Source organism: Xanthomonas indica (assembly GCF_040529045.1).
Taxonomy (GTDB): domain Bacteria; phylum Pseudomonadota; class Gammaproteobacteria; order Xanthomonadales; family Xanthomonadaceae; genus Xanthomonas_A; species Xanthomonas_A indica.
Genome location: NZ_CP131914.1, coordinates 2147772 through 2172786, shown reverse-complemented (window position 1 = coordinate 2172786; position 25015 = coordinate 2147772). Strand labels below are relative to the sequence as shown.

The window sequence follows — 25015 nt, the reverse complement described above, 5'->3', positions numbered from 1 at the left end:
CACACGCGCGAGCGCCCCGCACGCCCTCGCGCGCGGCCATCGTGCAGCGCCGCAGACGTCGGCCCCGCCTGGCCCGCCACGGCGAGGCGCGGACCGAATGCAGGGTCAGCAGGCGCCCGCGGGCAGCGGCCACGGGTGGCCTCCGCGGTGCGGATCGGGCAAGCTCCCCGCTCGCTTGTCGTTGGAGCCCGCAATGCCGCCCCGCTTTCCCCGCCTGCTGTCCCTTGCCATCGCCACCGCCCTGAGTCTGTCGCTGGCGGCCCCGGCGGACGCGGCCAAGAAGAAGACCACCAAGCAGACCACCGCGCAGACCCGCGCCAAGGCCAGCAAGGCGCGCAAGGCGCGGCCGGCACCGGCCCCGGTGGTGCTGACCAAGGCGCAGCAACTGAACAAGTTGTACGACGATTACTGGGAGGCCTCGCTCAAGCTCAACCCGCTGCAGGCCACCTTCCAGGGCGACAGCCGCTACAACGACCAGCTGCCGAACTTCCTCTCGGCCGCGTTCCGCCAGCAGTCGCACGACTTCACCGTGGAGTGGCTGGGCAAGGCCGAGGCGATCGGCAAGGACGGGCTGACCGGGCAGGACCTGCTCAGCTACGAGATCTTCGTCGGCGACGCGCGCAACGCGCTGGAGGCGGAGAAGTACCCGAGCTGGATGCAGCCGGTGAACCAGTTCTACAACGTCGGCAGCATCATGGTGATGCTCGGCTCCGGCACCGGCGCGCAGCCGTTCCGCACGGTCAAGGACTACGACAACTGGTCGCGGCGCGCGCTCGGCATCCCGGCGCTGTTCGACCAGGCCATCGCCAACATGCGCGAAGGCATGAAGGCCGGCGTGGTGCAGCCGCGCGCGCTGATGGAGAAGGTGCTGCCGCAGCTGGATGCGATCATCAAGCCCACCGCCGAGGAGAGCCTGTTCTGGGGGCCGGTGCGCAACCTGCCGGCGGACATCCCCGAGGCCGAGAAGCAGCGCATCACCGCCGAGTACAAGCGCATGATCGAGTACCGCATCATGCCCGCCTACCGCTCGCTGCGCGGCTTCATCGCCACCGAGTACCTGCCGGCCACGCGTACCACCGCCGGCGTCGGCGCCCTGCCCGGCGGCGACGCCTGGTACGCCTGGAACGTGCGCCAGAGCACCACCACCGACCTGACCCCGGCCCAGATCCACCAGATCGGCCTGGACGAGGTGGCGCGCATCCAGGGCCAGATCCAGGCGGTGATGAAGCAGGTGCGCTTCCGCGGCTCGATGCAGAAGTTCTTCAAGTTCATGCAGACCGACAAGCGCTTCACCTTCAAGAGCGAGGACGAGCTGCTGACCTACTACCGCGGCCTGGAAGGCCGGGTCGACGCGGCGGTGCCGCGCATGTTCTCGCTCAAGCCCAAGGCCGCGTTCGAGATCCGCCCGGTGGAACCGTACCGCGCGCAGTCGGCCGCCAGCGGCTCGTACATGCGCCCCAGCGAGGACGGCCGCCCCGGCATCTTCTACGTCAACACCTACGACCTGCCCAGCCGCAAGACCTGGGATGCGGAAGACCTGTACCTGCACGAGGCCATTCCCGGCCACCACTTCCAGCTCGGCCTGCAGCAGGAGCTGACCAACCTGCCGAAGTTCCGCCGCTTCGGCGGCGAGACCGCCTTCATCGAAGGCTGGGGCCTGTACGCCGAATCGCTGGGCAAGGACCTGGGCCTGTACCAAGACCCGTACAATTACTTCGGCTACCTGCAGAACGAGCTGTGGCGCGCGATCCGCCTGGTGGTGGACACCGGCCTGCACAGCAAGGGCTGGACCCGCGAGCAGGTGATCGACTACATGCTGCAGAACTCGGCCACCAGCCGCACCGATGCCGAGGCCGAAGCCGAGCGCTACATGGCCATCCCCGGCCAGGCGCTGTCCTACAAGATCGGCGAGATGAAGATCATGCAGCTGCGCGACTACGCCCGCGCGCAACTGGGCGACAAGTTCGACATCCGCGAATTCCATGCCGAAGTGCTGAAGGACGGCTCGGTGCCGCTGAACGTGCTGCAGGAAAAGATCGAGCGCTGGGTGGCGAGCAAGAAGGGATGAGTGGGCGAGGCCGCACGCGCGGAGCATGCGGCCCGATGTCGCAAGATCCCGAATGTCGCAAAATCTCTCGTAGGAGCGGCTTCAGCCGCGACCGGACATGCCTGGTAAAGCCCGGTCGCGGCTGAAGCCGCTCCCACAAAGGCCGCATCGGCGGCAGCACCATCGCCCTGCCTTTGTGCTCATCGCACTCGGTGCGGATAGCAGGCCAGTCCATCAGGGCATTGGCTGCGCACGCCCCCCTTGTGGGAGGGACTTCAGTCCCGACGCCGTTCACTGCAACGCGTCGGGACTGAAGTCCCTCCCACAGTGCAATTCCCGGCATGCCGAGCTACTGCAATCGCGCCGCGACAGCGATGGGAACTGCAACGACGTTCCCTTGGTGCCATCGCCCTCCCGTTGCGCCCATCCCACTCGGTGCGGATAGCAGGCCAGTTCCATCAGGGTATTCGGCGCGCATGCCCCCCTTGTGGGAGGGACTTCAGTCCCGACGCCTTTCACTGCAACGCGTCGGGACTGAAGTCCCTCCCACAGTGCAATCCCCGGCATGCCGAGCTACTGCAATCGCACCGCGACGGCAGCAGGAGCTGCAACGACGTTCGTTTGGTGTCATCGCCCTCCCGTTGCCCCCATTCCACTCGGTGCGGATAGCACGCCAGTTCCATCAGGGCATGGGGCGAGCATGAACCCCTTGTGGGAGGGACTTCAGTCCCGACGCCGTTCACTTCAACGCGTCGGGACTGAAGTCCCTCCCACACAGCCCAAGACGGCTGGTCGGCCCCGGCATCCGCTGGACCATCGCCGGCGAAGACGTCGTGCTGCAGAGTGCAAGCGACCCGCCTCCTTTCTACGCCGCTGCCAGCCGCCGCGCCAGCTGCGCGATGTCCTGCGGTGTGGTGCGGCAGCAACCGCCGATCAGGCGGGCACCGGCCGCACGCCAGGCATCGAGGTGATCGGCCAGGGTGCCGGCATCGGCACCGTCGGCCTGCCAGCATTTGCGGTCGGCGTCGTAGCGCTCGCCCGCGTTCGGATACACCACCAAAGGCAACCGGGTCAGTGTCGCCAGATGGCGCAACGCCGCGGTGGACAGCGACGGGGCGACGCAGTTGACGCCCAGCGCGACCACCTGCGGATGGCCGTCGAGCAAGGCCACCACGTCGCGCCACGGCGTGCCGTCGCTGAGGTGCATCGCATCGCGCAGCGTGCAGGCGAACCAGGCGACGGTCTGCGGGAACGCCTCTATCACTTCCAGCAACGCCGCCATTTCCGCCAGCGACGGCTGCGTTTCGCAGGCCAGCAGGTCCACGCCCGCCTCCACCAACGCGGCGATGCGCGGATGGTGGAACGCGCGCATCCGTGCCGGTGCCAGCACGTAGTCGCCGCGATACTCCGCGCCATTGGCCAGGAAGGCGCCATACGGACCGACCGAGCCGGCCACCAGCAAGGTCCCCGCCTGCGGATGCAGCCCGAGATGGACCTCCCGCGCCTGCTGCGCCAGTTCGACGCTGCGCGCGATCAAGCGCTGCGCTTGCGCCAGGTCGATGCCACGCGCGGCAAAGCCCTGCGGCGTGGCCTGGTAGCTGGCGGTGATCGCGCACTGCGCACCGGCGGCGAAATAGTCCTGGTGCACCTGGCGGATCAGCTGCGGCTGCTCCAGCAGGATCTTCGCCGACCACAGCGGATCGGCGAGATCGCAGCCGCGCCGTTCCAGTTCGGTGGCCAGCGCGCCGTCGAGCACCAGGCAGCGGTCCTCGGCCAGCAGCGCGGCGAGCGGGTTGTGCGGCATGGCGCGGCCTCGCAGCGACGGAATGCGCAGTGTCGCAGACGGCGGCGGTGTGGTCGCGACGCTGCGCTATGCTGCCTCCATGCTATTCGCTCGATTACTGACGACGCGCGACCGCACTGTCGCCACCGCCGCGCCGCAGGCGCGCACTGCCGCCCTCGCCCACGCCCAATGCCCGAGCGCGCCGCGATGACGTCACCGCTGACCCTCGACGGCCTGCACCACGTGGCGATCATCGCCTCCGACTACGCGCGCTCCAAGGACTTCTATTGCCGCATCCTCGGCCTGCCGGTGATCGCCGAGGTCTACCGCGACGCGCGCGACTCCTGGAAGCTGGATCTGGCCCTGCCCGACGGCAGCCAACTCGAACTGTTCTCGTTCCCCGCACCGCCGCCGCGGCCGAGCCGCCCGGAAGCCTGCGGGCTGCGCCACCTGGCGCTGCGCGTGCGCGACCTCGATGCGGCGGTCGCACACCTGCAGACGCACGGCGTGACGGTCGAACCGATCCGCGTGGACGAGTACACCGGCCACCGCTTCACCTTCTTCGCCGACCCCGACGACCTGCCGCTGGAACTGTACGAGAGCGGCTGAACGCATGCCGGCGGTCACGCTGAACCGCATGCCGCAGTGCGGATTCCCAGCACCATACGCTTGGGTATACAGTCGGATCAGGCCGGCATCGCGCCGGCCGCACCGGACATCCCTCGGGAGGGGAACATGCGCACGAGCTTCAAGACCCTGATGCTGGCCCTGCCGCTGAGCGCGGCGGCATTCATGGCGCACGCCGCCGACACCACGCCGGTCGGCCGCTGGCAGACCATCGACGACGAAACCGGCAAGCCCAAGTCGATCGTGCAGATCGAACAGGCTGCCAACGGCACGCTGAGCGGCAAGGTGGTGGAGATCCTGCAGTCCAACCACGGCCCCAACCCGATGTGCGACAAGTGCGACGGCGAGCGCAAGGGCAAGCCGATCAAGGGCATGACCATCCTGTGGGGCCTCAAGCCCGACGGCACGGCGGTGTGGGACGGCGGCTCGGTGCTGGACCCGGCCAAGGGCAAGACCTACAAGGCCAAGGTCACCCTGACCGACGGCGGCAAGAAGCTGCAGATGCGCGGCTACATCGGCATCGAGGCCCTGGGCCGGACGCAGACCTGGATCAGGGAGTAGAAGCCGGGAATCGGGAGTGGAGAATCGGGAATCGTAAAAGCGGCATCTGTCGGCCTGAGACCACCCAACTCCGACAAGGCGCCTGCAAAGGCGCCTTTTTCGTGGGCCATCGGGTCGCCTTTTTCGTGGCCCATCAGATCGCAGGCCACCGCTCCTGCGATTCCCCATTCCCAATTCCCCAATCCCGGCTCCATGCAATAATCCCCGGCCCCCAGAAACGCCGGCCGCCATGACCACCGCCCTCGTCACCACCGCCCTGCCCTATGCCAACGGACCGCTGCACCTGGGGCATCTGGTCGGCTACATCCAGGCCGACATCTGGGTGCGCGCGCGGCGGCTGCGCGGCGACCGCACCTGGTTCGTGTGCGCCGACGACACCCACGGCACGCCGATCATGCTGGCCGCGGAGAAGGCCGGGGTCACCCCGGAAGACTTCATCGCCGCCATCCAGGCCAGCCACGAGCGCGATTTCGCCGCGTTCGGCGTGGCCTTCGACCATTACGACTCCACCAACTCGGACGCCAACCGTGCCCTGACCGAGGCGTTCTACGCCAAGCTCGATGCCGGCGGCCACATCGCGCGGCGCTCGGTGGCGCAGTTCTACGATCCGGCCAAGGGCATGTTCCTGCCCGACCGCTACATCAAGGGCATCTGCCCGAACTGCGGCAGCGCCGACCAGTACGGCGACAACTGCGAGGTCTGCGGCGCCACCTATTCCCCGACCGAACTGAAGGAGCCCAAGTCGGTGATCTCCGGCGCCACGCCGGAGCTGCGCGATTCGGAGCACTTCTTCTTCGAGGTCGGCCGCTTCGACGGCTTCCTGCGGCAGTGGCTGGCCGGCGACGTGGCCCTGCCCGGGGTCAAGGCCAAGCTGATGGAATGGCTGGACAGCGAAGGCGGCCTGCGCGCCTGGGACATCTCCCGCGACGCGCCCTACTTCGGCTTCCAGATCCCCGGCCAGCCGGGCAAGTATTTCTACGTGTGGCTGGATGCGCCGATCGGCTACCTGAGCAGCTTCCAGACCCTGTGCGCAAGCCTGGGCGAAGCGTTCGCGCCGCACCTGGCCGCCGGCACCGCCACCGAGCTGCACCACTTCATCGGCAAGGACATCGTCAACTTCCACGGCCTGTTCTGGCCGGCGGTGCTGCACGGCACCGGCCACCGCGCGCCGACCCGGCTGCACGTCAACGGCTACCTGACGGTGGACGGCGCCAAGATGTCCAAGTCGCGCGGCACCTTCGTCATGGCTCGCACCTACCTGGACGTGGGCCTGGAGCCGGAAGCGCTGCGCTACTACTTCGCGGCCAAGTCCTCCGGTGGCGTCGACGATCTGGACCTGAACCTGGGCGACTTCGTGGCGCGGGTCAATGCGGACCTGGTCGGCAAGTTCGTCAACCTGGCCAGCCGCTGCGCCGGCTTCATCGACAAGCGCTTCGGCGGCACGCTCGCCGACGCGCTGCCGGACCCGGCGCAGTACGCGCGCTTCGTCGCCGCCCTGGCGCCGATCCGCGAGGCCTACGAGCGCAACGACCCGGCCAGCGCGATCCGCCAGACCATGGCCCTGGCCGACGAGGCCAACAAGTACATCGACGAACACAAGCCCTGGGTGCTGGCCAAGCAGGACGGCGCCGAGGCGCAACTGCAGGCCGTGTGCACGCATGGCCTGAACCTGTTCCGCGTGCTGGCCGCCGCGCTCAAGCCGGTGCTGCCGCGCACCTGCGCCGAGGCCGAGGCGTTCCTGTCGGCGCCGCTCGGCGCCTGGGACGACCTGCAGGCGCCGCTGCTGGCGCACGTGATCCAGCCCTACGCCCCCCTGTTCACCCGTATCGACCCAAAGCTGCTCGACGCCATGACCGACGCCTCCAAGGACACCCTCGCCCCCGCTCCCGCCGCCGCGGCCCCCGCCGCCAAGCAGGAGGCGAAGGCAGTGACGAACCCGCAATCCCCCCTCCCCACTCCCGGCGTCATCGGCATCGACGACTTCGCCAAGCTCGACCTGCGCATCGGCAAGGTGCTGGCCTGCGAGTTCGTCGAAGGATCGGACAAGCTGCTGCGCTTCGAACTGGACGCCGGCGAGCTGGGCAAGCGGCAGATCTTCTCTGGCATCCGCGGCAGCTACGGCGAACCGGAGAAGCTGGTCGGCCGCAACGTGGTGTTCATCGCCAACCTGGCCCCGCGCAAGATGCGCTTCGGCCTCAGCGAAGGCATGATCCTGTCGGCCGGCTTCGACGGCGGCGCCCTGGCCCTGCTCGACGCCGACAGCGGCGCGCAGCCGGGCATGCCGGTGCGGTAAGGCCGGGATTGGGGAGTCGGGATTGGGATTGGTTGAGCCACTCTCGGCGCCGATGGGTCCATGACGCGGTGACGAATCCCCAATGCCGAATCCCCAATCCCTCGCGCTTTTCGACTTCGACCACACGGTCACCACCACCGATACCTATTCGGGGTTCCTGCGCCGTGTGGCGACGCCGGCGCAACAGGCGACTGCGCGCTGGACGGTCGGACCCTGGCTGGCCGGCTACCGGCTGGGCCTGGTGTCGGCGGCGGCGTTGCGCACGCGGGTCACCCGGCTGGTGTTCGCCGGACGCGATGCAGAGGACATCGCCCGCCAGGCCGAACACTATGCGCAGGAGGCGCTGCCATTGGTGCTGCGACCGGACATGCTGCAGCGGATCGCCTGGCATCAGGCCCAAGGGCACGCCGTGGCGGTGGTGTCCGGCTCGCTGGACCTGTATCTGCGGCCCTGGTGCACGCAACATGGGCTGCACGTGATCTGCAACCGCCTGGATGTGCAGGACGGACGCCTGACCGGACGCTATCGCCACGGCGATTGCGGGCCGCGCAAGGCGGCGCTGATCCGCATGCACTACGACCTCGGCGCCTATCAGCGCATCTATGCCTACGGCGACAGCCGCGAGGACCGGCCGATGCTGGCGCTGGCGCACGAGCGCTGGTACCGCGGGCGCCGGATCGCCTGAGCCGATGACGCGGCACGAGACCCCGCCGTGCACGCCCTCCGTGGCGCGGCGCGTGGCCGCAGCGGCGGCACGAAGCGGCGCCTAGACGCCACCGCGCGATCGCAGCGCGTGCAGGGCCAGCGGGAGCCAGGCACTGCGATCCAGATCGCGATCGATACCCACGGCGCCCCCCAGGGCGGGCCGCAACGGACGCCGCGCTACACTGTGCCGGCCGCCCACGCCGGCGTTCCCGTTTCTTCGCTCCTGCTCCACGCCGTGCGCTGCCGCGCGCCGCCCCCACCATGACGCCCGCCCACGACGCCCTGCTCGAACGCCTCGATCGCCTGCTACCGCAGACCCAATGCGGCCAGTGCGGGTTCGACGGCTGTCGCCCCTATGCCGAGGCGATGGCCGCCGGCACGGCGCAGGTGGACCGCTGCCCGCCCGGCGGCGATGCAGGCGCGCGCGCCCTGGCGCGGGTACTCGGGGTGCCTGCCCTGCCCTACGACCGCAGCCGCGGCACGCATGCGCCGCCGCAGGTGGCGTGGGTAGTCGAGGCCGACTGCATCGGCTGCACCAAGTGCATCCAGGCCTGCCCGGTGGACGCCATCGTCGGCGGCGCCAAGCACATGCACACGGTGCTGGCCCCCTTGTGCACCGGCTGCGCGCTGTGCCTGCCGGCCTGCCCGGTGGATTGCATCGTCCTGCGCTGAGACGGCCACCGCAACGCGGCCGCCACGGCGGGCGCATCCGGATCGGCGCCGGCCGCGTATGTCCTGGTGTCATCCCACCGGAGCGCCGTGCATGCCGACGTCGACCGCTGCCTTCCCACTCTCCCGACCGCACCTGCCGCTGGCCCTGGCCCTCGGCATCGCCGCCCTGATCGCTGCGGCGCCGGCCAGGGCCATGCTGCACTACGAGGGCGTCGCCTATGCCGCCGACGGCAAGCAGGTGCTGTATCGCGAAAGCCACTGGGTGCGCGAGGATGGTGCGCGCCTGGTGCTGTACCAGTGCGCCGATGGCGCCGCATTCGCGCGCAAGCGCGTGGACGACGGCAGCGCCGCGCCGGACTTCGAGCTGGTCGATGCGCGCAGCGGCTACCGCGAGGGCGTGCGCCGCAGCGGCGGCGGGCGCGAGATGTTCAGCCAGGCCAAAGGCCAGGCCGAGCGCCGCGCACCGTTGCCGAAGAGCGACCAGGCGCAGGTGATCGACGCCGGCTTCGACGCCTACCTGCGCCAGCGCTGGGACAGCCTGGGCAGCGGCGCGCCGCAGCGTATCGCCTTCGTGCTGCCCAGCGAACTGCGCACGCTCGACTTCCGCATCACGCCCGGCCCGGCCGATGCCGAGGTGCAGCGCTACACCCTGAGCCTGGCCGCCTGGTACGGCACGCTGCTGCCCGACCTCAGCGTCGCCTACGCGCGCCAGGACCGGCGTCTGCTCGAGTTCCGCGGCGTCGGCAACATCCGCGACGCGCGCGGCCGCTACCCGACCGTGCGCATCGAATTCCCCGAACGCCTGCGCGGCCAGGCCGATGCCGGCGCCTGGGAGCAGGCGCTGCAGCAACCGTTGGTCGCGCAATGCAGCGCGCGCTGAGCCGCGCCGCCAGCGCGTTCACGCCGGCCCGCGCCGCACCCGCTACAACCATGCCTGCGCATCGCCCGCGCATCGACGAGGACACCCCATGGCCAAGGCCTATCTGTGGTTCAACGCCGCGCTGTACGCGCTGCTCGCCGTCTGGTGCACGCTGCTGCCGGCGCAGACCGCCGCGGCGGTGGGCTATGTCGGCCTGGACCGGTCCGGCCAGTCCGAATACCTGGTCATCTACGGCGGCCTGCAGTTGGGCATGGCCTTCCTGTTCGGCTACTTCGCCCGCACCGGGCAGCTGCGCACCGGCCTGCTCCTGGCGCTGGCGTTCTACGTGCCCATCGTGCTCTACCGCAGCGCCAGCCTGCTGCGGTTGTGGCCGGTGGGCCCGACCACGACCGGCCTGGCCGTGTTCGAGATCGTCCTGCTGCTCGCCGCACTCGTGCTGTGGCGGCGCCAGCGCGCCTGAGCGACGGACGCGGCGAAAGCCTGTAGCATCGCGCCGACCTTCGCCACCGTATCCCGGCATGACCGAGACGCCCGATCACGACGAAGCAGGACAATTGCTGGTCGCCACCGCCAACGGCGACAGCGCCGCCTTCGAGCGCCTGTACCGCAGCACCTCGTCGCGCCTGTTCGGCGTGTGCCTGCGCATCGTGCCGCAGCGCGGCGAGGCCGAGGACGTGCTGCAGGAAGTGTTCTCCTCGGTCTGGCGCAAGGCCGCGCAATTCGACCCGCAGCGCGCGCGCGGCCTGACCTGGCTGACCATGATCGCGCGCAACAAGGCCATCGACCATCTGCGCGCACGTGCGCCGGCGCGGCAATCGGTGGCGCTGGACGACGCCGGCGAGCTGCAGGACGAAGGCCGCGATCCGCTCGCCGACACCGAGTGGCGGGTGGCCGGCCGGCGCCTGGACGTGTGCATGGGCGAACTGGAGCCGCCGCGCGGCGAGCTGATCCGTACCGCGTTCTTCGAAGGCATCACCTATGAAGAACTGGCCCATCGCAGCGGCACGCCGCTGGGCACGGTCAAGAGCTGGATCCGCCGCGGCCTGGCCAAACTGAAAGCGTGCCTGGAACGATGAACGCCTCCGTGCCCGATCCGCAGGAAACCCCGCCGCCGCGCGACGTGCTGGCCGGCGAATACGTGCTCGGCGTGCTCGACGCGCAGGAGCGGCGTGCTGCCGAGGCGCGCATCGACAGCGACCATGCATTCGCCGCGGCGGTGCTGCAGTGGCAACAGCACCTGATGCCGCTGGCCGACGAGATCGCGCCGGTGGCGGTGCCCGAACGCGTGTGGGTGCGCATCCGCGCCTCGCTGGGCCTGGATGCGCCGGCGCCACGCGCGCGTCCGGCCGCGCCCGGGTTCTGGGACAGCGTGCGGACCTGGCGCTGGCTCAGCGCCGGCGGCTTCGCCACCGCCACCGCCTGCCTGCTGGCGCTGCTGCTGGCGCGCGCGCCGGTGCCACCGCCGGCCGCGCAGCCGCCGCCGGTCGCCACCACCACGCCCAAGCCCAGCGGCATCGCGATGACCTCCACGCTGATGCAGGACGACGGCAAGCCCGGCTACGTGGCGCTGATGGACGCCGACAAGCGCAGCATCACCCTCACCCCGCTCGGCGGCACCCGCGACAGCGCCCGCGTGCCCGAACTGTGGCTGATCCCGGCCGACGGCAAGGCGCGCTCGATGGGCGTGTTCGACGAAGCCAAGGCGCGCGTGGCGCGCATCCCCGATGCGCTGATGCCCTTGCTCAGCGACGGCGCGGTGCTGGCGGTGACCATGGAACCGCCCGGCGGCGCGCCCGGCGGCGTGGCCACCGGCCCGGTCGTGGCCAAGGGCGGCATCAGTACGTTGCAGCTGGCGCCGTAGACAAATTGCGGCGGCCCTGCGCCGCCGCATCGCCCGCGCGCGGCCTCTTGGCGCGCGTCGCGGTGGTCGCCGACCGCCGCCGCCACGGCGTCGGCGGCGCGTATTCACTTAACCGCTACCGCAGCCTGGGCAGGATACGCGCGCTGTCATGCATGCGCGGTTCCGTCCTGTGTCGCGACACGATCGTCCCCCTCGGCGCTGCGATGCGCAGGCGGGGAACACGTGCGCCACGCGCGAGGGGCATGCACCACGCGCAGGGGACGGCGCGCGACGCGGGTGCATCCGTCTTCCGGTTTCGCCCGTATCGCTCCCCAAGTCCCCCAATGAGACGCGCTTGTGCCGAGTCCCGTTCCGGAACGCCCGCATTCGACAACGCCGCCTGCGCCGCGTGGCCGCATCCTGCGCACCTTGCGCCGCTGGTTCGACACCAGCGCCGAGATCGAACTGGACCCGGCGCGTGCCGACCGCATCGACTGGCTGCGCGCCGCGCCCTACATCGGCCTGCACCTGGCCTGCCTGGGCGTGTTCTGGGTCGGCGTGTCGTGGTTCGCCGTGGGCATGGCGGTGGCGATGTACGCGGTGCGCATGTTCGCGCTCACCGGCTTCTACCACCGCTATTTCGCCCACCGCGCGTTCAAGACCTCGCGCCCGGTGCAGTTCCTGTTCGCCGCGATCGGCGCCACCTGCGTGCAGCGCGGGCCGCTGTGGTGGGCCGCGCACCACCGCAACCACCATCGCCACACCGACACCCCGGCCGATCCGCATTCGCCACGCCAGCACGGCTTCTGGTGGAGCCATAGCGGCTGGTTCCTGACCCCGCGCGGCTTCCGCACCGATTGGGACGCGATCCCGGACCTGCGTCGCTTCCCCGAACTGCGCTTCCTCGATCGCTTCGACCTGCTGCTGCCGGTGCTGCTGGCGCTGGCACTGTTCCTGCTCGGCGAGTGGCTGCAGCAGCACGTGCCGCAGCTCGGCACCGATGGCCCGCAGTTGCTGGTCTGGGGCTTCTTCGTCTCCACCGTGGCGCTGTTCCATGCCACCTTCACCATCAACTCGCTGGCGCACCGCTTCGGCAGCCGTCGCTTCGACACCCGCGACGACAGCCGCAACAACCTGTGGCTGGCGCTGCTGACCTTCGGCGAAGGCTGGCACAACAACCACCATTTCTTCCCCGGCGCCGCGCGCCAGGGATTCCGCTGGTGGGAGCTGGACCTGACCTGGTACGGACTGAAGGCGCTGTCGTGGACCCGCGTGATCCGCGAGCTCAAACCGGTGCCGGCCGGACTGCTGCGCGCACAGGCGCGTGCCCGATGAGCCGGATCGCGGTGGTGGGCTCGGGGATCGCCGGCCTCGGCGCGGCATGGTTGCTGTCGCAGCGCCACGAGGTGACGCTGTACGAGGCGGCCGATTATCTCGGCGGCCACACCCACACCCATGCGATCGAACTGGACGGCGTGGAGTACGCGGTGGACAGCGGCTTCATCGTGTTCAATCCGCAGCACTACCCGCTGCTGAGCGCGCTGTTCGCGCGGCTCGGGGTGGAGTCGCAGCCGACCACGATGAGTTTCTCGGTGCACGAGCAGCGCACCGGGCTGGAATACAACGCCGGCACCCTCGGCGGCCTGTTCTGCCAGCGCCGCAATCTGCTGTCGCCGCGCTTCTGGCGGATGCTGCGCGACCTGCAGCGGTTCTACCGCGAGGCGCCGCAGGTGCTGCACGACGCCACCCTGGCGCAGCTGACGCTGGGCGAATTCCTGCAGCGCCACGGCTACTCCGAGGTGTTCCGCGACGCGCACCTGGTGCCGATGGCCTCGGCGCTGTGGTCCTCGCCCTCGCGGCAGATCCTCGACTTCCCGATGCGCCAGTTGATCGGCTTCATGGCCAACCACCACATGCTGCAGGTCAGCGGCCGCCCGCAGTGGCGGGTAGTGCGCGGCGGCTCCAACAGCTACGTGCGCGCGTTGCGCAGCCGCTGGCGCGTGCGCGAGCGGCTGGGCACGCCGGTGCGCGCGATCCAGCGGACCGCGCACGGCAGCGTCGCCATCGCCTGCGACGCCGACACCCAGCAATACGACCACGCGGTACTGGCCTGCCACGCCGACGATGCGCTGCGCCTGCTCACCGATCCCAGCGAAGCCGAAACCGCGATCCTCGGCGCGATCGGCTACCAGGACAACGAGACCGTGCTGCACACCGATGCGCGCGTGCTGCCGCGCGACCGCCGCGCCTGGGCCGCCTGGAATGCGCACGTGCCGGCCGATCCGGACGCGCCGTGCACGGTGAGCTACTGGATGAACGCGCTGCAGTCGCTGCAGGCGCCGCAGCCGTTCATCGTCAGCCTCAACCGCACAGATGCGATCGATCCGGCCAAGGTGCTGCGACGCATGCGCTACCGGCATCCGCTGCAGACCCAGGCATCGGTGGCGGCGCAGGCGCGCAAGGGCGAGATCCAGGGCCAGCGCAACACCTGGTTCGCCGGCGCCGGCTGGGGCTTCGGCTTCCACGAGGACGGCCTGCGCAGCGCGGTCGACGTGGCCGCCGCGCTGGGGGTACCCTGGTCATGACCCTGATGCGCCGTGCTGCCGTGTCCGCCCCGCCGGCTGGCGCCGTCTCGACAACGTCGGCGGCGGCGGGCACGACCTTGCACGGCCTGCACAGCGCGGTGTACACCGGCTGGGTGCGGCATCGCCGCTATGCGCCGAAAGCGCTGGCGTTCCGCTATCCGCTGTTCCTGCTGTACCTGGACCTGGACGAACTGGAGCAGGTGTTCGCGCGGCGCTGGCTGTGGTCGGTGAACCGGCGCAACCTGGCCGAGTTCCGCCGCAGCGATTACCTCGGCGACCCTGCACAGCCACTGGACGAAGCGGTACGCGACCGCGTGCAGCAGCACACCGGCGAGCGCCCGCTGGGGCCAGTGCGCATGCTCACCCACCTGCGCTACTTCGGCCACTGCTTCAATCCGGTCACGTTCTACTACTGCCACGATGCGCAGCAACGCCTGCACAGCATCGTCGCCGAGATCACCAACACGCCATGGCGGCAGCGCCACGCCTACGTGCTGCCGATGGCCGAGGCGCGCAGTCATGGCGCCACGCATGCCTGGCGCTTCGCCAAGCGCTTCCATGTCTCGCCGTTCATGGCCATGGCGCACACCTACGCTTGGCGCTTCAGCGAACCCGGCGCGCAACTGCGCGTGCACATGGACGTGCTCGATCCCGCGCCGGCGACGACGCGGCGGCGCTTCGACGCCACCTTGGTGCTGCAGCGCCGCGCCCTCGGCGGCGCCAGCCTGGCGCAGGCGCTGCTGCGCTATCCGGCGATGACCCTGCAGGTCATGGCCAAGATCCACTGGCAGGCGCTGCGGCTGTGGCTGCGCGGCAACCCGGTGCACGACCACCCCGACCATTCCCTTCCGCGAGAACGCCGATGAACGCTCCGCACGCGCCCTCTTCCGACGCCGCGCTGACCCCGGCCGCACCGCCGGTGCGCGGTCTCGATCGCCTGCTGCGGCAGCGCCTGCTCGCCACGCTCGATGGCCTGCACGATGGTCAGCTGCGGATCGAGGAGGCCGGCACGCTGACCACGCTGGGCGATGCCAGCGCCGGCGCCGACGCGTTGCAGGCGCACCTGCGCATCCACGACCCGCGTTTCTACCGGCAGGCCGCGCTCAACGGCAGCGTCGGCGTCGGCGAGGCGTACATGGACGGGCTGTGGGACTGCGACGACCTGGTCGCGCTGGTGCGCCTGCTGGTGCGCAACCGCGACCGCCTGGACGCGATGGAGACCGGCCTGGCCCGGCTCGGCGGCCTGGCGATGCGCGGCCTGCACGCGTTCGCCCGCAACACCCGCGCCGGCAGCCGCCGCAACATCGCCGCGCACTACGACCTGGGCAACCAACTGTTCGAGCTGTTCCTGGACCGCAACCTGATGTACTCCTCGGCGATCTTCCGCGATGCCGACGCCGCCTTGGGCGAGGCGGCGCTGGAGCGCGCGGCCGAGCGCAAGCTGCAGCGCATCTGCGCCAAGCTCGATCTGCAGCCGCAGCACCATCTGGTCGAGATCGGCACCGGCTGGGGCGGTTTCGCGCTGCATGCGGCCAAGCACCACGGCTGCCGCGTCACCACCACCACCATCTCGCGCGAGCAGTACGAACTGGCGCGGCAGCGCATCGCCGCCGCGGGGCTGTCGGACCGGGTCGAAGTGCTGCTGCGCGATTACCGCGATCTCGATGGTCGCTACGATCGCCTGGTCTCGATCGAGATGATCGAGGCGATCGGCCATCAGTACCTGGACACCTACTTCGGCAAGGTCGGCAGCCTGCTCAAGGACGACGGCCAGGCGCTGATCCAGGCCATCACCATCGAGGATCACCGCTACGCGCAGGCGCTCAAGTCGGTGGACTTCATCAAGCGCCACATCTTCCCGGGCAGCTTCATTCCCTCGGTAGCGGCGATGACCGGCGCGATCGGCCGCGCCAGCGACCTGCGCCTGTTCAACCTGGAAGACATCGGCCCCAGCTACGCGCTGACCCTGCGCGCCTGGCGCGAGCGCTTCATGGCCAAACTGCCGCAGGTGCGCGCGCTCGGCTACGACGAACGCTTCATCCGCATGTGGGAGTTCTATCTGGCCTACTGCGAGGGCGGCTTCCTGGAGCGCTCGATCGGCGACGTGCACCTGTGGCTGAGCAAGCCGCGCGCGCGGCCGGCGCAGTTCGCTCCCGCGCTGGCGGGCGACGCATGAGCAACCTGATCAACTACCTGGCCCTGCAGGGGCTGTGGCTGGCCGCGGTCGTCGGCGCCGCGCACGGGCTGGCCTGGGCCGGCCCGGCGGCGCTGGCGCTGTTCGCGCTGTACCAGTTGCAGCCGCGCCGTCGCGCCCGCGGCGACGCCACGCTGATCGCCCTGGCGTTGCCCCTGGGCGCCGGTGTGGATGCCGCCATGCGCGCCGGCGACTGGGTGCGCTACGCCGCCGCGCCGCCGGCGCCGTGGCCGCCGCTGTGGATCCTGGCGCTGTGGGCCGGCTTCGCGCTGACCTTCCAGCATTCGCTGGCGTGGGTGATGCGCCATCCCTGGCGCGCGGCGCTGTTCGGCGCCACCGCCGGTCCGCTGGGCTATGTGCTGGCCGCGCGCGGCTGGCAGGCGGTGACGCTGACCGAGCCATTGCCGCAGGCGCTGCTGGCGCTGGCGCTGGGCTGGGCCGCGGCACTGACCCCGCTGAGCCTGGCGATGCGCCGCCTGATGTCCCCAACGCCAGCGATGCCGGCAACCGGAGCGATGCGATGAACACCTGGCCGCTGCTGCATGTCGGCGTATTCACCGTGCTGGTCATGCTCGCCGGCTGGGCCTGGCAGCGACACACCCGCAACGCCGGCGTGGTCGACGTGTTGTGGTCGGCGTGCATGGCGCTGACCGCGGTGTACTGCGCCTGGCGCGCCGACGGCGCGTTGCTGCCGCGCGTGCTGACCGCCGTGCTGGGCGGGCTGTGGGGCGCACGCCTGGCCTGGCACCTGGGCGTGCGCGTGTTCGGCGATGCGCACGAGGACGGCCGCTATCGCGCCCTGCGCGAGCACTGGCACGGCGACCAGCGCAAGTTCCTGGCGTTCTTCCTCGGCCAGGCGCTGGTGGTGCTGGCGTTCGCGGTGCCGCTGTCGGTGGCCGCGCACAATCCGCAGCCGCAATGGAGCGTGTGGACCACGCTGGCGGTGGCGACCTGGCTGATCGCGGTCGGCGGGGAAAGCCTGGCCGACCGGCAACTGGCCGCGTTCCGCGCCGACCCGGCGAACAAGGGCACCACCTGCCGCCGCGGCCTGTGGCGCTATTCGCGGCACCCGAACTACTTCTTCGAATTCGTGCACTGGTTCGCCTACGTGTTCCTGGCGGCGGGCAGCGGCGCGCTGTGGGTCGGCGTGGCCGCGCTGGGACCGCTGCTGATGTTCGCCTTCCTGTACCGCGTCACCGGCATTCCCTACACCGAACAGCAGGCCCTGCGCTCGCGTGGCCGCGACTACGCCGACTACCAGCGCAGCACCAGCGCCTTCTTCCCCATGCCGCCGCGGCACTGAGCCGCGCCAGGAGATCCGCCGATGTCCAGCACCTTCGCCACCTCTTCCCCGCCCGCCGCGCCGGCCGAGCCTCTGGCCACGCGCCTGGCCGAGTCCGGCCTGCTGCCCGACGCCATGCTGCGCGCGGCGATGCGCCGGTTGTGCGCGCAGCGCCTGCGCGACGAGCGCGCCGGCGGCGCCGACGCGGCCTGGGAACGCCAGCGCCTGCTGATCGAATCGCTGCGCGAGAGCGCCATCGCCATCGAGACCGACGCGGCCAATCGCCAGCACTACGAAGTGCCGCCGCGGTTCTTCGAGCTGTGCCTGGGCAAGCGCCTGAAGTACAGCAGCTGCTACTGGGACGCGAGCACGCCCGACCTGAACGCGGCCGAAGAACGCATGCTGCAGCTGTACGGCGAACGCGCGCAGTTGCGCGATGGCCAGCGCATCCTCGAGCTGGGCTGCGGCTGGGGTTCGCTGACCTTGTGGATGGCCGAGCAGTTCCCCGGCGCGCGCATCACCGCGGTGTCCAACTCGCGGCCGCAGCGCGAGCACATCGAAGCGCAGTGCCGCGCGCGCGGGCTCAGCAACGTCAAGGTGATCACTCACGACGCCAACACCCTGACCCTGCCGACCGAGAGCTACGACCGCGTGGTCTCGATCGAGATGTTCGAGCACATGCGCAACTACCGCGAACTGCTCAAGCGGGTCAGCCATTGGCTGGTGCCGGGTGGGCGGCTGTTCGTGCACATCTTCTGCCATCGCGACCTGGCCTACCCGTTCGAGGTGCAGGGCGAGGACAACTGGATGGGCCGGCACTTCTTCACCGGCGGCCTGATGCCGGCGGCCGACACCCTGCTGCAGTTCCAGGACGACCTGGCGATCGAACGCCGCTGGCTGCTGTCCGGCCAGCACTACGAGAAGACCGCCAATGCCTGGCTGCACAACCAGGACCGCCACCGCGATGCGCTGATGCCGGTGCTGCAGGCCACCTACGGCGCCGACGCCAAGATCTGGTGGCAACGCTGGCGCATGTTCTGGATGGCCTGCGCGGAACTGTTCGGCTACGAACAGGGCCAGCAGTGGGGCGTGGCGCATTACCGGTTCGTGCGGCGCTGAGGCGCTGGGGCGCCGGGAATCGAGAATGGGGAAACGGGAATGGGCGCCCGGCGAGTGCCGGCGTTAGCTGCGCATCCAAGGAACTTGCGATCAGTCGCGGCGGGCTCTACCGGAGAAGCCCGTCGCGGCTAAAGCCACGGCTTGACGCGGTCGCCCAGGCGACAGCACTGCCGCCTTTCCCATTCCCCATTCCCGACTCCCCATTCCCGGCTTTTACGCTGCCGCGGTAATGACGATCTCGATCTTCCAGGCCGGATCGGCCAGCTTGGCCTGCACGGTGGCGCGGGCCGGGGTGTTGCCCGGGCTGACCCACTCTTCCCAGACCTGGTTCATCTCGGCGAACTCGGCCAGGTCGGTCATGAAGATCTCCGCGCGCAGGATCCGGCTCTTGTCGGTGGCGGCCAGCGCCAGCAGCCGGTCGATCGCCGCCAGCACCTGGCGGGTCTGGCCGGCAATGTCTTCGCTGGTGTCGTCGGCGATCTGCCCGGCCAGATAGGCCACGCCGTTGTACACGGTCATCTCCGACATCCGCGGGCCGGTATCGAAACGCTGGATCATGATGCGCTGTCCTGTAGTGGGAAGACCGCGCCATTGTCGCGCGATTGCGCCGCGCGTGCAGGCGCCGGCCGCCACAGCCGATACGCCACCGGCAACAGCCAGGCCAGGATCAGCGCGATCGCCAGCTTCTGGGTCAGTCCGCGCGGCGGCGCGCGCCACAGGACATGCGCCCATAGCGCCACGAAGGCCAGCAGCGCCAGCATCAGCAGCGTCCCGGCACGATGCCGCCATGCCGGCTGCCGGCGCAGCCAGGCGCTCTGCAGCAGCATCGCCGTGGTCGCGCACAGGAACGCGGTCTGCGCGGACATCCCGTGCACCAGCGGCGCCAGCAGCGGTGCGCGCTGCGGCAGGTAGCTGTCGCCGATCGCCACCCCGCACAAGCCCAGCGCCGCGCCGCCGAACAGCAACACCGGCGCGCCGCTGCGCGCGGGTGGCGCCGCTTGCGCATACAGCCCGGCCGCCAGCGCGGCCACGCCGGCGGCCAGCAGGACGTAGACCGTGCGCAGCACCAAGCCGCCGGGACCGTGCAGATACTGGCTCAGCGTGGCCTGCTGCCACTGCAGATCGGTGCGCAGGACCTGCAACACCAACGCCACGCCGAGGAACAGCAACGCCAGCAGCAGCGCGGCGGCACCGGCCAGGCGCGTCCAGCGCGGCGGCGCGGGAAAGGGAGATGCGGACAGCGGCATCGACAGGCTCCGGAACCAACACAGACCATGGCCGCAACCGCCGGCCGCGGCCCCTGCCGCAGTCCCGACGCCGTGGCGACGTACGATTCCACTATCATGCGCGTCGCCGGCGCGGCCGGTATAGCCTAGAACGCGTGATGCACGGTGAGAGGAGCGGCATGGTGAGAGAAGGATCGGTATGCGCTGCGACGCGCGACCTGGGATGGCATCAGGCCAACCCGCGCCGGGTCGGCTTCGCGCCGCTGATCGCTTCGCTGTCGGGACGTGGCACGTTGCGTGCACCGCGGGGTTGCGCGACAGGCCGGGGCAACCCGCCTTGTTTCGGCGCCTCACCCACCGCGTCGTAGCCACCCGTCCATAGCCTTCTCCATGTTCCTCACACGCTCTCATCCAACCGGTATCGCGATGGCCTCTCTTCGATCCGCCTGCAGTTCCGCTCCGGCCTCGTCGCGCATCGCGTGCCGCGGGTCGTGGCACCTTGCCGCCCGCCCGCAATGACCGACGCCGCGCCCTCCACTCCCGCGCCCACTCCCGGCTGGCGCCGTGCGCTGCCGGTACTGGCCAGCCTGGCGATCCTGGCCCTGGCGCTGCATGCGCTGGCCACGGAGTTCAGTACCCACGGCTACAGTGCGATCCGTCACGCCTTCAACCAGCTGAGCCTCAGCCAGATCGTGCTGACCCTGCTGCTGGGCTTGAGCAGCTACGCCTGCCTGATCGGCTTCGACGCCGTCGGCCTGCGCCGCAGCGGGCGCAAGCTGCATCCGATGCGGATCAGCATCACCGCGTTCCTGGCGCATGCGGTCGGGCAGACCCTGGGCTTCGCCGCGCTGACCGGCGGCGCGGTGCGCCTGCGCGGCTACGGCCGGGTCGGGCTGAGCCTGGCCGAGATCGGCCAGGTGGTGCTGATGAGCACGCTCGGCTTCGTGTTCGGCGCCTGGCTGCTGCTGGCGCTGGCCCTGACCCTGGAACCGGCCGCGGCCGCGCTGGCGCTGCCGGTCGGCGCGACCGCGGTGCGCGCCATCGGCATCGCGTTGCTGGTGGGCTTCGCCACGATGCTGTTGCTGGCCGGCCGCGACGGCCGCACCCTGCGCTGGCGCAGCCACGAACTGTGGCTGCCGGACCGGCGCACCACCCTGGGCGTGACCGCGCTGAGCGTGGTCGAGCTGGGCCTGGCCAGCGCCGCGTTCTACGTGCTGCTGCCCAACGAATCGGGCATCGAATACATCGGCTTCGTCGGCCTGTACCTGGTCGCGGTGGTGGCCGGCCTGGTGTCGACCGTGCCGGCCGGCCTGGGCGTGTTCGAATGGAGCCTGCTCAAGCTGCTGCCCGGCGTGGCCCCGGCGGCGGTGCTGGCGGCGGCGCTGATCTACCGCATCACCTACTACGTGGTGCCGCTGCTGCTGTCGGTGCTGATGGCGTCGCTGTCCGGCCTGCGCCGGCCGCTGGCCGCCAGTGCCGGCGGGGTGCGCGTGGCCTGGCGCACGCTGCGCCCGTGGCTGCCGCAGATCATCGCCCTGGCGGTGTTCGCGGTCGGCGCGGCGCTGGTCATCGACGGCACCCTGCCCACGCCCAAGCGCCGCCAGGACATGGCGCCGCTGTCGATCATGGAGACCTCGCACCTGCTGGCCAGCCTCGGCGGCGTGGTGCTGCTGCTGATCGGCCAGGGCCTGCAGCGGCGCAGCCATGCGGCCTGGGTGCTGGCGATCGGCATCTGCGTGCTGCTGCCGCTGCCGGCCTGGCTGCGCGGCGGCCACGTCTCGGTGGCGCTGTCCTCGCTGGTGGTGGCGGTGGGCCTGTGGGGCGCGCGCCGCGAGTTCTACCGCGAAGGCGCGCTGCTCGACGAGGCCTGGTCGTGGCCGTGGCTGCGCAACCTCGGCCTGGTGCTGATCGCCACGATCTGGCTGCTGTTCTTCGTCTACAGCCACGTCGAATACCAGAACGAGCTGTGGTGGGAGTTCGCCACCTCGGCCAACGCACCGCGCGCGCTGCGCGCGGTGCTGCTGGTCAGCGTGGCAGTGGTGGTGTTCGGGATGGCGCGGCTGCTGCACAGCACCCGCTCGCCGTTGCCGCCGGCCGATGGCGCGCAGCTGGACGCGCTGGCGCCGGTGCTGGCCCAGGCCACCGATACCCAGGCCTGCCTGGTGCTGACCGGCGACAAGGCCCTGCTGCAGGCCGAGGAGGGCCCCGGCTTCGTGATGATGCAGCGCTACGGCGGCTCGCTGGTGGCGATGGGCGACCCGGTCGGTGCGCCGGACGTGGCGCGGGCGCTGATCTGGCGCTTCCGCGAGGAAGCCGACCGCATGGGCCTGCGCCCGGTGTTCTACCAGGTCGGCGAGCAGCACTGGCAGACCTACCTGGACCTGGGCCTGACCCTGGTCAAGCTCGGCGAGGAGGCGATGGTGTCGCTGGAGGGCTTCCACCTGGAAGGCCGCGACCGCGCCGACCTGCGCCAGGCCTGGAACCGCGGCAAGCGCAGCGGGCTGAGCTTCCGCATCGTCGAAGCCGACGCGGTGGACGCGCTGATGCCGGTGCTGGCCGAGGTCTCGCAACAATGGCTGGAAGACAAGGCCGGCGCCGAAAAGGGATTCTCGCTGGGCAGCTTCGACCCGGCCTACCTGCGCCGCTTCCCGATCGCGCTGGTGGAGTTCGAAGGCAAGGTCGTGGCCTTCGCCAACCTGTGGCAGGCCCCGGCCGGACACGAGCTGTCGGTGGACCTGATGCGGCACATCGCCGATGCGCCGAAGGGCACCATGGATTTCCTGTTCATCGAGCTGTTCCTGTGGGGCCGCGACCAGGGCTACAAGCGCTTCTCGCTGGGCATGGCGCCGCTGTCGGGCCTGGCCCAGCACCGCCTGGCCGGCCGCTGGAACCGCTTCGGCAACCTGATCGTGCGCCACGGCGAACGCTTCTACGGCTTCACCGGCCTGCGCCGCTTCAAGTCCAAGTTCGCCCCCACCTGGCGTACCCGCTACCTCGCCGCCCCGGGCGGCATGCACCTGCCCGCCGCCCTGCTGGACGTGACCCGGCTGATCTCGCTGGATCCGCGCAAGCCTGAGTAGCCGGGATTGGGGAGTTGGGATTGGGGATTGGCCTGGTCGCCGCATTGCTGGGGCATTGCGAGGCTGCGCCGCACCCTCATCCGCCCCTTCGGGGCACCTTCTCCCGGTGGGAGAAGGGAACGCGCTAGCCCCTCTCCCACCGGGAGAGGGGTTGGGGCGAGGGTACGGCCGCCCATGGAGTGCCCGGCGGCGGCCAACCTCGCTCGCCGCCTTGCAGGACCGATGTTTCAGTGGCCCGCGTCGCGGCTGAAGCCGTTCCTACGGCGGCGCGAGCGGACAAGCCCGCACGCGCGACCAGCCCACCAATCCCCAATCCCGACTCCCCAATCCCCGCTCTACTGAATCCGCTGCAGGATCTGCTTGGCCAAGGTCGCGTAATCGCCCTGGAAGTGATGGTCGCCGGGCAGCTTGACCAGTTGCGCCCCGCCCTTGGGCAGGTCCGGGCACAGCGCGTCGTCGTCGTCCTCGCCGTAGATGCACAGGGTCTGCGCCGGCGGCATCTTCGCCACTTCCGGGGCGATCGGCAGGCCATCGTCGCCGGAGCTGATCCAGTTGGACACGTGGAACTCGTAGTCCGCGGTCTTGCCTACCGACAGCAGGGCGGTCATCTGCACCTGGTCGCGCATCGCCTCCGGCAACTGGTTGTAGGCCGCCGGCAACACGTCGGCGCCCTGCGAGAAGCCGATCAGCACCACGCGCCCGCGCTGCCACAGGTGGCTGTAGTGGCGGTAGATGCGGTCCAGGTCGGTAGCGAAGCCCTGCGGCGTGCGCTCGCTCCAGAAGTAGCGCAGCGAATCCACGCCCACCACCGGGATGCCGGCCTTGGCCAGGGCGCCGGCAACCTGCTGGTCCAGCCCGGCCCAGCCGCCGTCGCCGGAGACGAAGATCGCGAACACGTTGCCGTTGTCGGCATCGCCCGCACCCGCGGCGGCCGGCACGTCGACCACCGGCAGGCCGGCCAGGTCCGCCGGGGTCGGCGGCAGGCTGACCCCGGGACGGTCGCCCAGCGAACGCACCGCCGCGCGCAGGCCCGGCAGCGCATCGCCGCTGGCGCTGCGGCGGAACTGCCGCGCCTGCGCCACCTTCTGCACGAACGCATCGCTCTGCTGGGTGCAGCGGTCGCGTCGGCTCTTGGCGTCGAGCGCCGCCAGCCACGGCACCGGCAGTGCCGTCGGCTGCAGCGCGCGCGCCGGCGCGGTGATGCCGGCGCCGCAGATCTGGTCGTCGAGCACCTGCACCGGGCAGAAATCCTCGGTCAGCAGGCCCGCCAGCAGATGCTTGGGCGCCTGCGCGGCGACCGCATAGGCCAGGGCGGCGCCGTCGCCGTCGCCGACCAGCAACGGCAGGTGGTAGGTCGGCACGTGGAAATAGGCCTGCACGTAACGCGAGAAGTTCTCCACGTCGCCGGCCGAGAAGCCGCAAGTGCCGTCGATCTTGGCCAGCACCGCCTGCAGATGCGCGCTGTCGATCACCGCGACCATCGCGCCGTCGTCGCGCAGCGCCTCGATCTGGCGCATGCGCGCGGCGTCGGCGTGCTTGCCGCCGGCGAACCACAGCACCACGCGCTGCGCGTTGCCCTTGGGCAACAGCACCGGCACCTGCTCGAAGCGGCCGTGGCTGAGCTTTTCCGGCGTCGCTGCCGGCGCAGCGGCACTCGGTGCGGCAGCGGCCGCAGCGCCCGGCGCCGCACCGGCGATGCCGGCCACCAGCAGTCCACCCAGTGCACATCCCCACACCCAACCGCCACGCTTCTGCATCATCCAGCCATCCTGAAAAGGCGCGCTAAAGATAATCCCGAACGGCGGCGGCGCGAAGCGCGGCGCGCGCGGCGGTTCATGCCGGGTACGCCGAGGCAGGCCATCGCCAGCGCGGGCGGGGCGTCAGCCGTCCGCGTCGGCGCCGGGATGGCGCAGCCGCCATGCCGCCAGCGCCTGCCGGTAGCGCTCCAGTTCCTCGTGGTAGAGGTCGTAGACGCACAGCGGGCAACCGCTGTCGCAGCAGTCGCTGGGGGCCGGCGGCTGCGGCGCCTGCGGGCGGGGATCGGCGTGGGCGGCAGGGTCGGACATGGGGCTCCGTGGTGGCGGCCGGAACAGACCGGCGCGGCAGTGTAGAAGAAGGCGG

At 70.5% G+C, this 25015-nt stretch carries 22 protein-coding genes and 1 pseudogene; 18 read left to right on the top strand and 5 right to left on the bottom strand.

Annotation, left to right across the window (positions count from 1 at the left end):
- Positions 1-193 precede the first annotated feature (193 nt).
- Positions 194-2068: a DUF885 family protein gene (locus Q7W82_RS09495; protein WP_242156636.1), complete on the top strand. Its 1875-nt coding sequence runs from the start codon at positions 194-196 to the stop codon at positions 2066-2068.
- Positions 2069-2912: 844 nt separating this feature from the next.
- On the opposite strand, the gene mmuM is transcribed toward Q7W82_RS09495, so the two are convergent.
- A complete protein-coding gene (gene mmuM / locus Q7W82_RS09490; RefSeq protein ID WP_242156635.1) occupies positions 2913-3851 on the bottom strand; it encodes a homocysteine S-methyltransferase in 939 nt (312 codons plus the stop codon).
- Positions 3852-4049: 198 nt separating this feature from the next.
- Between mmuM and Q7W82_RS09485 the strand changes: the two genes are divergently transcribed.
- The 16 genes and pseudogenes from Q7W82_RS09485 to Q7W82_RS09410 all read left to right on the top strand — a co-directional run bounded on the left by Q7W82_RS09485 (position 4050) and on the right by Q7W82_RS09410 (position 18588).
- A complete protein-coding gene (locus tag Q7W82_RS09485) occupies positions 4050-4439 on the top strand; it encodes a VOC family protein (protein WP_242156970.1) in 390 nt (129 codons plus the stop codon).
- A gap of 126 nt (positions 4440-4565) precedes the next feature.
- Positions 4566-5018, top strand: a complete 453-nt coding sequence (locus tag Q7W82_RS09480; RefSeq protein ID WP_242156634.1) for a DUF2147 domain-containing protein — start codon at positions 4566-4568, stop codon at positions 5016-5018.
- A 229-nt stretch (positions 5019-5247) separates the two neighbouring features.
- Complete coding sequence (gene metG / locus Q7W82_RS09475) at positions 5248-7311, top strand: methionine--tRNA ligase (RefSeq protein WP_242156633.1); 2064 nt, start codon at positions 5248-5250, stop codon at positions 7309-7311.
- 82 nt (positions 7312-7393) lie between these two features.
- Positions 7394-7996 (top strand): HAD family hydrolase, encoded by a 603-nt coding sequence (locus tag Q7W82_RS09470; protein WP_242156632.1) that lies wholly within the window; start codon positions 7394-7396, stop codon positions 7994-7996.
- A gap of 281 nt (positions 7997-8277) precedes the next feature.
- Entirely contained in the window at positions 8278-8688 is a 411-nt protein-coding gene (rnfB, locus tag Q7W82_RS09465; protein ID WP_242156630.1) for an Rnf electron transport complex subunit RnfB, read from the top strand.
- Between the two features lie 91 nt (positions 8689-8779).
- Positions 8780-9568, top strand: a complete 789-nt coding sequence (locus tag Q7W82_RS09460) for a hypothetical protein (RefSeq protein WP_242156628.1) — start codon at positions 8780-8782, stop codon at positions 9566-9568.
- Between the two features lie 88 nt (positions 9569-9656).
- Positions 9657-10028, top strand: a complete 372-nt coding sequence (locus Q7W82_RS09455) for a DUF4345 domain-containing protein (RefSeq protein ID WP_242156626.1) — start codon at positions 9657-9659, stop codon at positions 10026-10028.
- 58 nt (positions 10029-10086) lie between these two features.
- On the top strand, positions 10087-10644 hold the full coding sequence (locus tag Q7W82_RS09450) for a sigma-70 family RNA polymerase sigma factor (RefSeq protein ID WP_242156624.1): 558 nt from the start codon (positions 10087-10089) through the stop codon (positions 10642-10644).
- Complete coding sequence (locus Q7W82_RS09445; RefSeq protein ID WP_242156622.1) at positions 10641-11429, top strand: anti-sigma factor; 789 nt, start codon at positions 10641-10643, stop codon at positions 11427-11429. Before Q7W82_RS09450 ends, Q7W82_RS09445 begins: the two co-directional genes overlap by 4 nt.
- Before the next feature lie 336 nt (positions 11430-11765).
- Entirely contained in the window at positions 11766-12743 is a 978-nt protein-coding gene (locus Q7W82_RS09440) for an acyl-CoA desaturase (RefSeq protein ID WP_242156620.1), read from the top strand.
- Positions 12740-13993, top strand: coding sequence for an FAD-dependent oxidoreductase (locus tag Q7W82_RS09435; RefSeq protein ID WP_242156619.1), 1254 nt, complete (start codon positions 12740-12742; stop codon positions 13991-13993). The genes Q7W82_RS09440 and Q7W82_RS09435 overlap by 4 nt, the downstream gene beginning before the upstream one ends.
- An 86-nt stretch (positions 13994-14079) precedes the next feature.
- A pseudogene (locus tag Q7W82_RS09430) lies at positions 14080-14859 on the top strand (DUF1365 domain-containing protein); the annotation flags it as partial.
- Positions 14856-16169, top strand: a complete 1314-nt coding sequence (locus Q7W82_RS09425; protein WP_242156617.1) for a cyclopropane-fatty-acyl-phospholipid synthase family protein — start codon at positions 14856-14858, stop codon at positions 16167-16169. The pseudogene Q7W82_RS09430 and the gene Q7W82_RS09425, both read left to right, overlap by 4 nt.
- Positions 16166-16711, top strand: coding sequence for a DUF2878 domain-containing protein (locus Q7W82_RS09420; protein ID WP_242156616.1), 546 nt, complete (start codon positions 16166-16168; stop codon positions 16709-16711). The genes Q7W82_RS09425 and Q7W82_RS09420 overlap by 4 nt, the downstream gene beginning before the upstream one ends.
- Complete coding sequence (locus Q7W82_RS09415; protein WP_242156615.1) at positions 16708-17490, top strand: DUF1295 domain-containing protein; 783 nt, start codon at positions 16708-16710, stop codon at positions 17488-17490. The genes Q7W82_RS09420 and Q7W82_RS09415 overlap by 4 nt, the downstream gene beginning before the upstream one ends.
- A 21-nt stretch (positions 17491-17511) precedes the next feature.
- Positions 17512-18588, top strand: a complete 1077-nt coding sequence (locus Q7W82_RS09410) for a cyclopropane-fatty-acyl-phospholipid synthase family protein (RefSeq protein WP_242156614.1) — start codon at positions 17512-17514, stop codon at positions 18586-18588.
- A gap of 213 nt (positions 18589-18801) precedes the next feature.
- On the opposite strand, the gene Q7W82_RS09405 is transcribed toward Q7W82_RS09410, so the two are convergent.
- Positions 18802-19146: a RidA family protein gene (locus Q7W82_RS09405; protein ID WP_242156613.1), complete on the bottom strand. Its 345-nt coding sequence runs from the start codon at positions 19144-19146 to the stop codon at positions 18802-18804.
- Positions 19143-19835, bottom strand: coding sequence for a DUF998 domain-containing protein (locus Q7W82_RS09400; RefSeq protein WP_242156612.1), 693 nt, complete (start codon positions 19833-19835; stop codon positions 19143-19145). The genes Q7W82_RS09405 and Q7W82_RS09400 overlap by 4 nt, the downstream gene beginning before the upstream one ends.
- A gap of 494 nt (positions 19836-20329) precedes the next feature.
- Between Q7W82_RS09400 and mprF the strand changes: the two genes are divergently transcribed.
- Complete coding sequence (gene mprF / locus Q7W82_RS09395) at positions 20330-22894, top strand: bifunctional lysylphosphatidylglycerol flippase/synthetase MprF (RefSeq protein ID WP_242156611.1); 2565 nt, start codon at positions 20330-20332, stop codon at positions 22892-22894.
- A gap of 335 nt (positions 22895-23229) precedes the next feature.
- On the opposite strand, the gene Q7W82_RS09390 is transcribed toward mprF, so the two are convergent.
- Positions 23230-24654 carry an AcvB/VirJ family lysyl-phosphatidylglycerol hydrolase gene (locus tag Q7W82_RS09390; RefSeq protein ID WP_242156610.1) on the bottom strand — a complete coding sequence of 475 codons (1425 nt, stop codon included), beginning with the start codon at positions 24652-24654 and terminating at the stop codon, positions 23230-23232.
- Between the two features lie 120 nt (positions 24655-24774).
- Complete coding sequence (locus Q7W82_RS09385; RefSeq protein WP_242156609.1) at positions 24775-24960, bottom strand: oxidoreductase-like domain-containing protein; 186 nt, start codon at positions 24958-24960, stop codon at positions 24775-24777.
- Positions 24961-25015 lie beyond the last annotated feature (55 nt).

Coding starts and splice junctions, on each gene's coding strand:
- Q7W82_RS09390 (WP_242156610.1), bottom strand. CDS start 24,654: ATGATGCAGAAGCGTGGCGGTTGGGTGTGGGGATGTGCACTGGGTGGA.
- Q7W82_RS09495 (WP_242156636.1), top strand. CDS start 194: ATGCCGCCCCGCTTTCCCCGCCTGCTGTCCCTTGCCATCGCCACCGCC.
- Q7W82_RS09405 (WP_242156613.1), bottom strand. CDS start 19,146: ATGATCCAGCGTTTCGATACCGGCCCGCGGATGTCGGAGATGACCGTG.
- Q7W82_RS09385 (WP_242156609.1), bottom strand. CDS start 24,960: ATGTCCGACCCTGCCGCCCACGCCGATCCCCGCCCGCAGGCGCCGCAG.
- Q7W82_RS09455 (WP_242156626.1), top strand. CDS start 9,657: ATGGCCAAGGCCTATCTGTGGTTCAACGCCGCGCTGTACGCGCTGCTC.
- Q7W82_RS09470 (WP_242156632.1), top strand. CDS start 7,394: ATGCCGAATCCCCAATCCCTCGCGCTTTTCGACTTCGACCACACGGTC.
- metG (WP_242156633.1), top strand. CDS start 5,248: ATGACCACCGCCCTCGTCACCACCGCCCTGCCCTATGCCAACGGACCG.
- Q7W82_RS09415 (WP_242156615.1), top strand. CDS start 16,708: ATGAACACCTGGCCGCTGCTGCATGTCGGCGTATTCACCGTGCTGGTC.
- mprF (WP_242156611.1), top strand. CDS start 20,330: ATGACCGACGCCGCGCCCTCCACTCCCGCGCCCACTCCCGGCTGGCGC.
- Q7W82_RS09445 (WP_242156622.1), top strand. CDS start 10,641: ATGAACGCCTCCGTGCCCGATCCGCAGGAAACCCCGCCGCCGCGCGAC.
- Q7W82_RS09410 (WP_242156614.1), top strand. CDS start 17,512: ATGTCCAGCACCTTCGCCACCTCTTCCCCGCCCGCCGCGCCGGCCGAG.
- Q7W82_RS09400 (WP_242156612.1), bottom strand. CDS start 19,835: ATGCCGCTGTCCGCATCTCCCTTTCCCGCGCCGCCGCGCTGGACGCGC.
- Q7W82_RS09450 (WP_242156624.1), top strand. CDS start 10,087: ATGACCGAGACGCCCGATCACGACGAAGCAGGACAATTGCTGGTCGCC.
- mmuM (WP_242156635.1), bottom strand. CDS start 3,851: ATGCCGCACAACCCGCTCGCCGCGCTGCTGGCCGAGGACCGCTGCCTG.
- Q7W82_RS09425 (WP_242156617.1), top strand. CDS start 14,856: ATGAACGCTCCGCACGCGCCCTCTTCCGACGCCGCGCTGACCCCGGCC.
- rnfB (WP_242156630.1), top strand. CDS start 8,278: ATGACGCCCGCCCACGACGCCCTGCTCGAACGCCTCGATCGCCTGCTA.
- Q7W82_RS09480 (WP_242156634.1), top strand. CDS start 4,566: ATGCGCACGAGCTTCAAGACCCTGATGCTGGCCCTGCCGCTGAGCGCG.
- Q7W82_RS09435 (WP_242156619.1), top strand. CDS start 12,740: ATGAGCCGGATCGCGGTGGTGGGCTCGGGGATCGCCGGCCTCGGCGCG.
- Q7W82_RS09460 (WP_242156628.1), top strand. CDS start 8,780: ATGCCGACGTCGACCGCTGCCTTCCCACTCTCCCGACCGCACCTGCCG.
- Q7W82_RS09420 (WP_242156616.1), top strand. CDS start 16,166: ATGAGCAACCTGATCAACTACCTGGCCCTGCAGGGGCTGTGGCTGGCC.